The sequence below is a fragment of the Serratia sp. BFP-2025 genome, from assembly GCF_050880365.1.
Lineage (GTDB): Bacteria > Pseudomonadota > Gammaproteobacteria > Enterobacterales > Enterobacteriaceae > Serratia > Serratia surfactantfaciens.
The window spans coordinates 139842-152810 of sequence record NZ_JBPAFV010000002.1; the positions used below are offsets into that span (position 1 = coordinate 139842).

10 protein-coding genes are annotated in these 12969 nt (G+C 61.4%); 4 read left to right on the top strand and 6 right to left on the bottom strand.

The genetic code is table 11. The features are described from left to right. Positions 1 to 27: 27 nt before the first annotated feature. From ACRAWE_RS16160 to ACRAWE_RS16175, 4 genes are all read right to left on the bottom strand, one after another. Positions 28 to 1098: an ABC transporter ATP-binding protein gene (locus ACRAWE_RS16160; RefSeq protein ID WP_019455608.1), complete on the bottom strand. Its 1071-nt coding sequence runs from the start codon at positions 1096 to 1098 to the stop codon at positions 28 to 30. Beyond that, a complete protein-coding gene (locus ACRAWE_RS16165; RefSeq protein ID WP_019455607.1) occupies positions 1091 to 2860 on the bottom strand; it encodes an ABC transporter permease in 1770 nt (589 codons plus the stop codon). The genes ACRAWE_RS16160 and ACRAWE_RS16165 overlap by 8 nt, the downstream gene beginning before the upstream one ends. Positions 2861 to 2938: 78 nt before the next feature. Continuing rightward, positions 2939 to 4027: an ABC transporter substrate-binding protein gene (locus ACRAWE_RS16170; protein ID WP_025160204.1), complete on the bottom strand. Its 1089-nt coding sequence runs from the start codon at positions 4025 to 4027 to the stop codon at positions 2939 to 2941. Positions 4028 to 4193: 166 nt separating this feature from the next. Then, positions 4194 to 5111, bottom strand: a complete 918-nt coding sequence (locus tag ACRAWE_RS16175; RefSeq protein WP_197668319.1) for a DMT family transporter — start codon at positions 5109 to 5111, stop codon at positions 4194 to 4196. 293 nt (positions 5112 to 5404) lie between these two features. Here ACRAWE_RS16175 and ACRAWE_RS16180 point away from each other — a divergent pair, with 293 nt between their 5' ends. From ACRAWE_RS16180 to brnQ, 3 genes are all read left to right on the top strand, one after another. Beyond that, positions 5405 to 5737, top strand: coding sequence for a tRNA-binding protein (locus tag ACRAWE_RS16180; RefSeq protein ID WP_432525616.1), 333 nt, complete (start codon positions 5405 to 5407; stop codon positions 5735 to 5737). A gap of 30 nt (positions 5738 to 5767) precedes the next feature. Then, a complete protein-coding gene (locus ACRAWE_RS16185) occupies positions 5768 to 6649 on the top strand; it encodes a 2OG-Fe dioxygenase family protein (RefSeq protein WP_432525617.1) in 882 nt (293 codons plus the stop codon). A 209-nt stretch (positions 6650 to 6858) separates the two neighbouring features. Further along, positions 6859 to 8181: a branched-chain amino acid transport system II carrier protein gene (gene brnQ, locus ACRAWE_RS16190; protein ID WP_432525618.1), complete on the top strand. Its 1323-nt coding sequence runs from the start codon at positions 6859 to 6861 to the stop codon at positions 8179 to 8181. Between the two features lie 69 nt (positions 8182 to 8250). On the opposite strand, the gene tkt is transcribed toward brnQ, so the two are convergent. Further along, positions 8251 to 10245, bottom strand: coding sequence for a transketolase (gene tkt, locus ACRAWE_RS16195; RefSeq protein WP_049274185.1), 1995 nt, complete (start codon positions 10243 to 10245; stop codon positions 8251 to 8253). A gap of 238 nt (positions 10246 to 10483) precedes the next feature. Here tkt and ACRAWE_RS16200 point away from each other — a divergent pair, with 238 nt between their 5' ends. Continuing rightward, positions 10484 to 11236, top strand: coding sequence for a M48 family metallopeptidase (locus ACRAWE_RS16200; RefSeq protein ID WP_019456034.1), 753 nt, complete (start codon positions 10484 to 10486; stop codon positions 11234 to 11236). A 41-nt stretch (positions 11237 to 11277) separates the two neighbouring features. Here the strand turns inward: ACRAWE_RS16200 and ACRAWE_RS16205 are convergent, their stop codons facing one another. Continuing rightward, the gene (locus ACRAWE_RS16205) at positions 11278 to 12918 is read right to left on the bottom strand and encodes a thiamine pyrophosphate-binding protein (RefSeq protein ID WP_432525687.1); all 1641 of its coding nucleotides are present in this window, start codon (positions 12916 to 12918) and stop codon (positions 11278 to 11280) included. Positions 12919 to 12969 lie beyond the last annotated feature (51 nt).

The following is a 12969-nucleotide window of genomic DNA, read 5'->3' on the forward strand; positions in this document are numbered from 1 at the left end:
AAGCGCCCGCATCAGCGGGCGTCCTGATTAGGCTTTCGGGAATATCCACAGATGCTCGGCCGGCAGGGAGAGCCGGCACAGCGCCTGCTCGCGCGCCTCGTGGCCGTAGGCGCGCACCACGAAATCTTCGGCCACGGTGCGGAACAGGTATTCCCAGCGATCGCCGAGATACATGCTGGTCAGCAACGGCAGCTCAAGCTGGTTGCCCTGCGGATCTTCGCCCAACCGCACGCGTTCCACGCGGATCACCGCCGTCCCCTCCTGGCCAACCTGCACGCCTGCGCCCGCTTTGCCCCACAGCGCCCAATCCTTGCCTTCGATACGCGCCCGATCGCCTTCCAGCGCCACGATCTTGCCCGGCAAGCGGTTGTTGCTGCCCATGAACTCGGCGGTGAACAGCGTAGTGGGCGAGCCGTACATCTCCTGCGGCGTGCCCTGCTGCTCGATTTTGCCGTTATTGAGCAGCAGGATGCGATCGGAGATGGCCATCGCCTCGTTTTGATCGTGAGTCACCATCAGGGCCGACAGACCCAGTTTGATGATCAGTTCACGCAGGAATACCCGCGCCTCTTCACGCAGCTTGGCGTCGAGGTTGGACAGCGGCTCATCCAGCAGGATCACCGGTGGGTTGTAGACCAGTGCGCGGCCGATCGCCACGCGCTGCTGCTGGCCGCCGGAAAGCTGGTGCGGGTGGCGCTTGGCTAAATGCCCCAGCCCGAGCTGATCCAGCACCGCCTGTACCCGCTGGGCGATCTCCGCCGAGCCGGTCTTACGCAGCTTCAGCGGGTAAGCGACGTTCTCAAACACCGTTTTATGCGGCCACAGGGCGTAGGACTGAAACACCAGCCCCAGATTGCGCTCTTCGGCGGGAATTTCGCTGCGCGCGCTGCCGTTGTACACCGCGCTGTTGCCGATGACGATCCGTCCCTGGCTCGGTTTCTCCAGCCCGGCCACCGCCCGCAGCAGCGTGGTTTTGCCGCTACCCGACGGGCCCAGCAACGAGACCACTTCGCCCCGTTTGAGATCCATCGACACCCCTTTCAGCACCGGGTTGTCGCCATAGGTCAAATGCAGATTCTCTACCGAAAGTTCAATCATGTAATTTCACTCCAAAGCGCAAGGCGATCCCTAACCCCAGCACCACCAGCAGGATATTGATGAACGACAGCGCGGCGACGATATCGATAGCGCCCGCGGCCCACAGGGAAACCAGCATCGAGCCGATGGTTTCCGTGCCCGGAGACAGCAGATACACCCCGGTGGAATATTCGCGTTCAAAGATCAGAAACATCAGCAGCCAGGAGCCGATCAGGCCGTAGCGCGACAGCGGAATGGTCACGTGGCGGGTGATCTGGCCGCGGCTGGCGCCAGCGCTGCGCGCCGCCTCCTCCAGCTCCGGCCCCACCTGCAGCAGCGTGGAAGAGATCAGTCTCAACCCATAGGCCATCCACACCACGGTGTACGCCAGCCAGACGCTGAAGATGGTGCTGCGCAGCGAACGCAGCCAGACAATCCCGTTCTCACGCAGCCACTCGGCCATCGGCAGCGCCGACAGCCACCCTTCCTTGAGCGATTTGTCCAGCCACATCGGCAGGAACAGAAACACCCACAGGAACGCCAGACCGGCCAACAGCCCCGGCACCGCACGCGGCACCAGCACGCTGTAGTCGAGGAAGCGCGTGGCGCCATCCGGCTTGCGGTGCATGGCGATGCCGATAAACAGGTAACACGCCACCGCCAGCGCCCCGCCGATCACCCCGATCGCCATCGAGTTGACGATGGCGCGCAGCAGGTTGGGCTGCGCCCAGATGGTGCGGAAGGTGTTGATCGACAGTTCGTCCCAGACAGACACGCCCACGCCCCAGTTGGAGATAAAGGCCCGCAGCACCACGCCGATCAGCGGCACGCCGATGGTGATGGTCAGCCAGAACACCACCACCGCGCCGGCCACCCAGCGCCATTTGCCGAGCGGCAACGCACGAGCCTGCGAGGCTTTGCCCTTGACGGTGACGAAGCGGTTGGCGGTGCGCATCAGCCGGCGCTGCAGCATCACCAGCGGAATGGTGATGCAGATCAGCACCACCGCTACCGCCGCCATCAGATGGTAAGACGGCGTGCCCAGCTTGTTGGTCAACTGGTACAGGTAGGTCGCCAGCACCAGGTTGCCTTCCGGATCGCCCAGCACCAGCATCAGGCCGAACACTTCCAGCCCGAGGAAGAACAGCAGCACCCCGGCGTACAGGATAGACGGCCGCACCATCGGCAGGCTGACGGCGGTCATCACCTGCAGCGGTGTAGCGCCGGCGGTGCGCGCCGCTTCTTCAACGTCAGAACCCACGCTGCGCAGCGCCGAGGAGATGTACAGGTAGGCGTGGGGCACGTGCGTTAACCCGGCGATCACCACAATGCTGGCCATCGAATAGATGTTCCACGGCACGAAGCCCAACAACGCCTCCGCCCACAGTGAGAAGAAGCCCACCGGCCCCGCCGCCACCACATAGCCGAAGCCCAGCACCATCGGCGACACGAAGATCGGCACCAGAATCAGCGGTTCGATGATCCGCCGCCCCGGCAGATCGGTGCGCACCATCAGGAAGGCCAAAATGCCGCCGAGCGGGATGGCGATGATCACCAGACCGAATGCCAGAATAAAGCCGCTTCTCAGCGCCTTGTAGAAATCCGGATCGGTAAAGATGAACTCGAAGGCCTCCAGGCTGAAGACCTTGGAAGGGGAGAAAAACGGAGCCGAGAGGAAGCTTTGAATGATGATAAACGACAGGGGGACATAGATAACCAGCGCGGTTATCAACACCACCAGGCCGCGCGGCAGGCTCTGCCACTTTCTGCGCCATGCTTGCATAAATGCTCCCTATGGTTGTAAACGACGACCAAAGGGCGCGCGCCGGTGCGACAGGCGCGCGTCCGAATGCAGTCCCTGTTATTTCGCCGCCGCGGCGCGCCATTGTTTGATGTAGTCGAGACGCTTGGCCGGCTGCAGATATTCCAGCAGGCTGTCGTCGACCGGAATCGGCTTGAGCGCATTGCCCAGCAGCTTGGTCATGCCGTCGATGTCGTTCTTGCCTTCGATATCGTTGCGGATCGAGGGAATGTCAGCCTGGTTGGCGAGGATATTTTGCCCTTTTTCCGACAGCACGTAGTCGAACCACAGCTTGGCGGCGTTAGGGTTGCCGGCCTCTTTGCTGATGAAGCTCACGCGCGACAGCACCAGGGTGTAGTCTTTCGGATAGACGATGCCAAGCGACGGATCGCTCTTGGCGCGCGCCTCGGCGTACGAGCCAAGGATATTGAAACCGATCAGGTTTTCACCGGAAGAGACGCGCTCCATCATGGTGCCGGTGGAGGATTGCACCGCCAGCCCGCCCTTGGCCACGTCAGCCAGCGTTTTGAAGTAGTTGGGATCGGCCTTGAAGTCCTGCACCGACAGCATGAAGCCGACGCCGGATTTTTCGATGTCGTAAGTGGTGACTTTCTTCTTGAATTTGTCCGTCTGGCCGGCGATCAGCTTGGCCAGCGCCGCATGCGAATCCGGCACATCCCCTTGCGGGATCAGGCGTTTGTTATAGATAAACACCACCGGCTCATAGGTCGTGCCATACACTTTCTCTTGCCATACCGCCCATTTCGGCAGTTGAGCCTGCTCGGGGGAGGCGTATTCCTGCGCGTAATCGCCCGCCAGTTTCAAAATGGTGTCCATCGACGAGCTCCACACCACGTCGCCGCTGGTGCCGCCGGCCGCCTGCTCGCTGATAAAGCGGTTATATAGCTCGGTGCTGTTCATGTCGTTGTATTCGACCTTGATGCCCGGATACAACGCCTCAAACCCCTGGATCAATGGCGCTGCCGCCTTGGTGTCGGTGGTCGAGTAAATCACCACCTTGCCTTCTTTCTTCGCGCCGTCGACCAGCTTCTGATAGTCGGCGGGGTAACCCGCCGGGAAGGCCGCATAGGCGGAAACGGAACCCAGTAAGGTGATTGCAGCCACGGTAGCGCTGATTCTTTTCATCATCATCCATCCCCTGATAACATTTAACAAACCAAAAATTAACATATAGTTAATAAGCACGACGAGGCAACGGCGTTGCTTTGTTATCTTTCGGTTTTGTGAGGTTGGACGATTTTCAAACAATGAAAAAGCCCGACAGCGCGGGCTTTGCGGTACTGACTGTCGCAGACTATTCTGCCAGGCGAGAGCGCCGCAGCAGGCGAATTCGCTGTACGATGGCGACCCCCAGCAGCGTCAGGACGAAACCCGCCAACTGCACCAGCGACAGCGACTCGCCAAACAGCGCGTAAGCCTGCAGCGCCGCCGCCGGCGGTACCAGCAGCATCAGCGCGGTAATGCGAGTCAAATCGCCGTGGCGCACCATCCAGATGAACAGCGCGGTGCCGCCCAGCGACAAGACGCCGGCCGACCACAGCAGCGAGAACCACAGCGTTGGCGAATTATCCCAGGCACCGGAGCCCATCACGGCCGCCAATACGCCGGTCACGATCGCCGCGCCGAGATGCTGAATAGCGCCCGCCGCCCGCAGATCGGCCGCCGCCAGCGAAGACTTCTGCACCATGATGCCGATCGTCAGCGCAACGATGCTGCCAAAGCCCATCAGGATTGGCAGCAGCGCCATATTGCCGACGTCGATGCCGGTCAGCCGGGGGGAAAGCACCAGCGCAACGCCGATAAAACCGACGGCTAACCCGGCCCAGGAGCGCAATCCTATCGGTTTGCGCAGCACCAGCGCGAAAATCAGCGCGGTGAACAGCGGCTGCAAGCCGCCGATCAGCGACATCACCCCAGCCGCCAGGCCGTTCGCCACCGCCCACCAGCTTGCGGCGAGGTAAACGCCGTTCATCAGCATGCCGGTCAGCAAGTGCATGACGAACTGGCGCCCCTTGGGCCAGGCGCAATGCAGCGCCAGCAGAGCGAATACCGCCGCGGCGATCAAAAAGCGAAAGGTCAGGAACAGGTTGGGATCGGCATGATCCGCCACCGCCCGCGCGGCGATAAATCCCGTCGACCAAATTAATATCAGGAAAAACGGCGCGATAAATGCCTGACGCCGATCGCGTTTTGCATTGTGGGTTATTTCCATGTCACTACCTGAACAAATGCGATTGATGAATTACTGCCAAGCATACTAACCAATTTAACACTGTCTTAACAGCGTTGGCGCAGCGCTCATACCAACGTACTCGCCCTAATCATCCGAAAATAAGGAGGTTTCAATTTTATATAATTTACAAAGCTTATAATTAACCCCATCAGGTTACATAAATGTAAATTAATTGCTACATCAGTCGAAGAATATCTCTCCATTAGCCACATTGCCGGGATAATTTCCCTTTGCTAGCCTTCCTGAAGCCACTTAATTAACCGGACTGTCCCATGGCCGAAATCACTGATTTTATGAAGCTGGATATGCGTATCGGCGAAATTATTTCCGTGGAATATAACGATAAGGCGCTAAAGCCCGCCTATAAACTGCGTATTGATTTCGGTGAGGACATTGGCATTAAAAACAGCTCGGCGCAATTATGCGAGAACTATAAGGAAGATGAACTGCTCGGCAGAAAAGTCATCTCCGTCGTTAATTTCCCCGCCAGACGGGTTGCCGGATTTAAATCCGAAGTGTTGGTACTTGCCGCGGTCACCAGGGATCAAGGCACTGTCTTGCTGAAACCCGATTTCGATGTCGAAATTGGCAGCAAGATTTCATAACCGCCACATCATTCGTGAGGCAACCGAGAAATGCGACAGTTATCCCTGCTTGATGAAGTTAAGAAGGCCTACCAGGAACACCGCTCAGCCTTTATCCCCGGCGACACCATGCAAGAGATTCTGCTGGCGCTGGGCGCACGGCCGGAAGATTTCGCCAAGCTGCAGCAGGTCAGCGGCAATCTGGCGGACGACCCCACGCTGCCTTTCCGCAAGTCCAGAAACGGCCGCTTCTGTTTCGACTTCGATCGCGCCCAAATCGAACGGCTGGAGTTCCAGCCGTTCGTGCTTTCCGTCGAGGAAGACTTCATCCGCTACGATTCTGGCCAGGTCCGCCATTTTCGCGGCATCAACGACGATCTGCAGCTGAATACGGCCTTTCAGGCGCTGATGAAATTCAAAGCCTATGTGATCGACGGCGTAAGCGTGACGCCTCGCGCCCGGCTTAATCAGGATATCAACAAGTTCGTCTGCACCGTATTCAACCTGCGCACCGTCACCACGCCGCAGATGCTGGGCGAACCGGCGCTGGAGGGCGTGCACAGCGACGGCGTCGACCACACCATGACAACTTTCCTCGGCTGCGACAACATGACCGCCGACAGCGCCAAGACTTTTATTCACGATATGCGCGAAACCAGCGGCATCAAATTCGATCAGGCCCGGCGAGAGCTGATTCTGGGAGAAATACAGCACCGGCATTTCCTCGACACCCTGCTGATCGTCGACCACGAGCGCAAACACAGCCTCTCGCCGGTGGAAGCGCAGGACAAGCGTAAAGATTCGACCCGCGACATGCTGATCTTCTTCACCCGCAAACCGGTCGAAGACGGCCACGTTTCTTTCGCCTACGACTCTTTCAAACCGCATATCGAAATCCCGCTGTCGATAGACATGGTGGCGCGCGCAAGCTGACGCAACGCCCGCAGCGCCTTGCCGGCCGCCGTTATTCATCATGGGCGGCCGGTTCACGCCAGGATAAACGGCGCTGCATTAATCAGGTTTTTATCGCCGAATTATTATATCCTGCCGGACGAAAATTTTTGCGGGCGCTCGCTGCCCTACGCGCCTGTCCTCTGCAGCCAGGCCGTTTATTTCATGAATACAGGCAGTGCCATACCGTTATGACCAAGAAATTATCCTCGAAAGACATTATCGCCCTGGGCTTTATGACCTTCGCCCTGTTTGTCGGCGCCGGCAACATCATTTTCCCACCGCTGGTGGGACTGCAGTCCGGTGAGCATCTGTGGTCGGCCGCCCTCGGCTTTATGGTGACCGCCGTCGCTCTGCCGGTGATCGCCGTGATCGCGCTGGCGCGCGTCGGCGGCAGCATCAGCCTGCTGACCGGCCCAATCGGCCGCCGCGCCGGCCTGCTGCTGGCGACCGTCTGCTACCTGGCGCTCGGCCCGCTGTTCGCCACGCCGCGAACCGCCAATGTCTCTTTCGCTCTCGGCATCGCGCCTTTCACCGGCGACGGCGCCCTGCCGCAGTTCATCTATAGCCTGCTGTTCTTTACCCTGGCGATGATCGTCTCGCTGTATCCCGGTCGCCTGCTCGATAACGTCGGTCATATTCTGGCACCGCTGAAAATTCTGGCGCTGGCTGCGCTCGGCATCGCCGCCCTGATCTGGCCCGCCGGCGCGCCGCTCTCCGCCGTCGGCAGCTATCAGACATCGGCGTTTTCCACCGGCTTCGTACAGGGTTATCAAACCATGGATACGCTGTCGGCGTTGATGTTCGGCTCCATTATCGTCACCGCCGCCCGTTCACGCGGCGTCAGCGACAGCGGCCTGCTGCTGCGTTATACCCTGTGGGCCAGCCTGATCGCCGGTGTCGGCCTGACGCTGGTCTATATCTGCATGTTCAAGCTCGGCGCCGGCAGCGGCAGCCTGGTCGGGAGCGGCGCTCAGGATGGCGCAGCGATCCTGCACGCCTATGTGCAGCACACCTTCGGCGATCTGGGCAGTGTCTTTATGGCGGTGCTGATGTTCATCGCTTGCCTGGTGACGGCGGTCGGCATGACCTGCGCCTGCGCGGACTTCTTCTCCCGCTACCTGCCGCTTTCTTATCGCACGTTGGTGGTCCTGCTCGCCCTCTTCGCCATGCTGGTTTCCAACATGGGGCTGACCAATCTGATCCGCGTCTCGCTGCCGGTGTTGACGGCGATCTACCCGCCCTGCATCGCGCTGGTGTTGCTCAGCTTCAGCCAGAACCGCTGGCGCAGCGCCAAACGTGTCTTCGCGCCGGTGATCGCCACCAGCCTGGCGTTCGGCCTGGCCGACGGTCTGAATTCCTCCAGCTTCAGCGGCCTGCTGCCCGCCTGGTTCGACACGCTGCCGCTGGCCGAACAGGGCCTGGTCTGGCTGCAGCCGACGCTGTTGGTGCTGTTGCTGGCGGCGGCTTATGACCGGTTGCGCAGCGTCGAAAGCGCCAACGCCGCGTCGTAAGCGCAGGTTTCGTCCATAAAAAAAGCCGGTCATGATGACCGGCTTTTTTATCGGCTGACGCCAGGCGGCTTACTTCAGCAGCGCCTGCGCCTTGGCCACCACGTTGTCCACGGTGAAGCCAAACTCGGCGAACAGCTGCTCCGCCGGCGCCGACTCACCGAAGGTGGTCATGCCCACGATGGCGCCGTTCAGCCCCACGTACTTGTACCAGTAGTCCGCGATACCCGCTTCCACCGCCACGCGCGCCGTTACCGCCGCCGGCAGCACCGACTCGCGGTACGCCGCATCCTGCTTGTCGAACGCATCGGTCGACGGCATCGACACCACGCGCACCTTGCGGCCCGCCGCGGTCAGTTTGTCCGCCGCTTCCACCGTGATGCCCACTTCGGAGCCGGTGGCGATCAGGATGACGTCCGGCGTGCCCGCGCAGTCTTTCAGCACGTAGCCGCCGCGGTACACGTTCGCCAGCTGCTCTGCGGTGCGCGGCTGCTGGGTCAGGTTCTGGCGCGAGAACACCAGCGTGGTCGGGCCGTCGTTGCGCTCGATGCCGTACTGCCACGCCACCGCCGATTCCACCTGGTCGCACGGGCGCCAGGTGCTCATGTTCGGGGTCACGCGCAGGCTCGCCAGCTGCTCCACCGGCTGGTGGGTCGGGCCGTCTTCGCCCAGACCGATGGAGTCGTGGGTGTAGACGAACACGTTGCGCAGCTTCATCAGTGCCGCCATGCGCACCGCGTTGCGGGCGTATTCCACGAACATCAGGAAGGTCGCCGAGTACGGCAGGAAGCCGCCGTGCAACGCGATGCCGTTGGTGATGGCGGTCATGCCGAACTCGCGCACGCCGTAATGAATGTAGTTGCCCGCCGGGTCAACGTTCAGCGCTTTCGAGCCGGACCACATGGTCAGGTTGCTCGGCGCCAGGTCGGCGGAGCCGCCCAGGAACTCCGGCAGCACCTTGCCGAACGCTTCCAGCGCGTTCTGCGACGCCTTGCGGCTGGCGATGTTGGCCGGGTTGGCCTGCAGTTTTTCCACGAACGCTTTGGCGTCGGCTTTCCAGTCGGCCGGCAGCTCGCCGTTCATGCGGCGCTTGAACTCGGCAGCCTGCTCCGGGAAGGCCTTGGCGTAGGCGGCGAACTTGTCGTTCCAGGCCGCTTCCTTGGCCTGACCGGCTTCTTTGGCGTCCCACTGGGCGTAGATGTCCTGCGGGATTTCAAAGGCGGCGTATTTCCAGCCCAGCGCTTCGCGGGTGGCGGCCACTTCAGCTGCGCCCAGCGCGGCGCCGTGCACGTCATGGGTGCCGGCCTTGTTCGGCGAACCGAAACCGATAACGGTCTTGCACATCAGCAGCGACGGCTTGTCGGTCACCTTGCGGGCTTCTTCAATCGCCGCCTTGATGGCGTCCGGGTTGTGGCCGTCGACGTTGCGCACCACGTGCCAGCCGTAGGCTTCGAAACGCAGGGCGGTGTCGTCGGTGAACCAGCCGTCGACGTGGCCGTCGATGGAGATGCCGTTGTCATCGTAGAAAGCGGTCAGCTTGCCGAGCTTGAGGGTGCCGGCCAGGGAGCAGACTTCGTGCGAGATACCTTCCATCATGCAGCCGTCGCCCATGAAGGCGTAGGTGTGGTGGTCGACGATGTCGTGGCCAGGGCGGTTGAACTGCGCCGCCAGGGTGCGTTCGGCGATGGCGAAGCCGACGGCGTTGGCGATACCCTGGCCCAGCGGGCCGGTGGTGGTCTCAACGCCCGGGGTGTAGCCGTACTCCGGGTGGCCCGGGGTTTTGGAATGCAGCTGACGGAAGTTCTCCAGCTCGCGCATCGGCAGGTCGTAGCCGGTGAGGTGCAGGAGGCTGTAAATCAACATGGAGCCGTGGCCGTTGGAGAGCACGAAACGGTCGCGGTCAGCCCAGTGCGGGTTAGTCGGGTTGTGGTTGAGGTAGTCACGCCACAGGACTTCGGCGATGTCCGCCATGCCCATAGGGGCACCCGGGTGGCCGGAATTTGCTTTTTGTACGGCGTCCATGCTGAGTGCGCGGATGGCGTTGGCAAGCTCTTTACGAGAGGACATGTTTTACTCCAGGTCGGATAAAAAAAGCAGTCAAGTTCCCTATTTTCTCAGACTCCACATCACAACGGCAATCCCTAATGCCAAATGAGAGCGAGTTCACCACTTATTAGCACGATTGGACGCTTTTTCGGAATAACACTATTCTCGCCCCGGCTGGCGTACACTAGGCTCTTGCGACAAGATTTCCTCCAAGCAAAATGACTTTTTTACCTTGTTACCTTCACAGGAAGATGGCGTTATGAAGATCCGTACCTCTTTGATTGCGTTGGGCATTGCCACCTTGGCAACCGGCTGTCAAAACCTGAACACCGAAACCTTGATGCAGTCCGGCGCGCAGGCGTTCCAGGCGGCGACCCTGAGCAACAACGACGTTAAGGCCCTGAGTGATAAATCCTGCGCCGAGATGGACAGCAAGGCACAAATCGCGCCGGCCGACAGCACCTACGCCAAGCGCCTCAACAAAATCGCCGCGGCGCTGGGCGACAACATCAACGGCACCCCGGCCAACTACAAGGTCTACGTGACCAAAGACGTCAACGCCTGGGCGATGGCCAACGGCTGCATCCGCGTTTACAGCGGCCTGATGGACATGATGAACGACAACGAAGTGGAAGGCGTGCTGGGCCACGAAATGGGCCACGTGGCGCTGGGCCACACCCGCAAGGCGATGCAGGTGGCTTACGGCACCGTGGCGCTGCGCACCGCGGCGTCCTCCGCCGGCGGCGTCATCGGTTCACTGTCGCAGTCGCAGCTGGCAGACATCGGCGAGAAGCTGGTCAGCGCCCAGTTCTCGCAGAAGCAGGAAAGCGAAGCGGATGATTACTCGTTCGATCTGCTGAAAAAACGCGGCATCGATCCGAACGGTCTGGCCACCAGCTTCGAGAAGCTGGCCCAGATGGAAGCCGGCCGCCAGAGCAGCCTGTTCGACGATCACCCTTCTTCCCAAGCGCGCGCGCAGCACATTCGCGATCGCATCGCGGCAGAGAAATAACCGCGAGAACGCCCGGCGATTGCCGGGCGTTTTTTTCCGTCTCAATACAGCGTTTTCTGCGGCGGCCCGGCGAAGTTCAGCGGCCCGACCTGCTTCATGTCCACCTCGACCACCGACGGCCCCGGGTAGTTGATCGCCTCGGCCAACACGCCGTTGAACTGCGCCGCAGCTTCCACCTTCCAGGCTTTCAGCCCCATCGCTTCGGCGATCTGGGTGAAGGCCGGCGTGTGCAGCTCGTTGTAATACTGGCGCCCGGCGAAGTACTTGTCCTGAATGCCGCGCATCACGCCATAGCCGCCGTCGTTCATGATCAGCAGGGTGATATTCACCTGTTCCTGCGCCATGGTCGCCAGCTCGCCCAGGCCCAGCGCCAGACCGCCGTCGCCCACCAGCCCCACCACCTTGCGCTGCGGGTTGGCAATCGCGGTGCCGATGGCCATCGGCAGCCCCATGCCGATGGCGCCCGCCAGCGAGTGAATGTTGCACAGCGGCGAGATCGCGCGGAACAAACGGCTGCCCCAGACGCTGCCGGAAACGGTGATATCGCGCACCAGCAATCCATCCTGCGGCAGCGCGGCGTCGATGGCGTCATTGAGTTTGGCGTATTCACCGGACTGCTGACGCAGCGCGTTCTCCGCCTGCCGCACCGCTCCGGCGATCTCGGCATCCCACTCGGCGTTGACCTTCTCGCCGGGGGCCAGCCGCGCCGCCAGCGCCGTCAGCAGCGCGACGCAGTCACCGTTGACCTGCTCATCGGCCAGGTAATTGCGGTTGGCCGCCGCCGGATCAATGTCGATCTGCACCAGCGGGCGCGGCAGCGGCAGCGTCCAGGTGCGGGTTTCATTACTGCGCAGGCGCGAACCGGCCACCAGCGTCAGATCGCACTGCGTCAGGATCGCTTCGATGCTCGGTGAGTTATGGAACGCCCGCAGGCTACGTGGATGGCTGTCCGGCAGAATGCCGCGCCCGTGGGTGCTGGAGATTACCGCCACGCCGGCGTCCGCCAGCTTGCGCACCGCGTCGCCGCAGGCCAAGGCGCCGCCGCCTAACCACAGCAGCGGACGCTTGGCCTGTTTCAACCGCTGATGCAGCCGCTCCACCGCCGCATCATCCGCCTTCGGCAATGGCGCCGGCGCCAACGGTTCGCTCAGCACCGAACGGGAAACCAGGCTGCTTTGAATATCGATCGGGATCTCGACCGCCACCGGGCCGCAGGGCACGGTTTGCGCATCCAGGATCGCCCGCTGGATCACCGCCACCGCCTGCTCAGGCGAATTGACCCGATAAGCGCGCTTGGAGCAGGCGCGCAGGAAGCCGAGCTGATCGCGGGTTTCATGAATAAAGCCGGCGTCGGCGTCAAGATAGGCTTTCTCCACCTGGCCGGTGATATGCAACAGCGGCGTGTTGGCGTTGAGCGCCTCAATCATCGCCCCCACCGCGTTGCCGGCGCCGGCACCGGTGCTGGTCAACGCCACGCCCAGGCCGGAGAAGCGCCCGTGCGCGTCGGCCATGGTGACCGCCCCCGCTTCGCCGCGCGCCGGCACGAAACGGATCTTATCGCGCTGCCCCACCGCATCGGCGATCGGCAGATTATGAATCGAAATGATGCCGTACATCGCCGACACCGCGTACTGTTCCAGAGTCTGGGCTATCGCCTCGCCAACCGTGATTTTATCGCTCATCATCTGCCTTCTTAGGGTATTCGTTATTAGGATTATGCGTAGAGGTGTCGG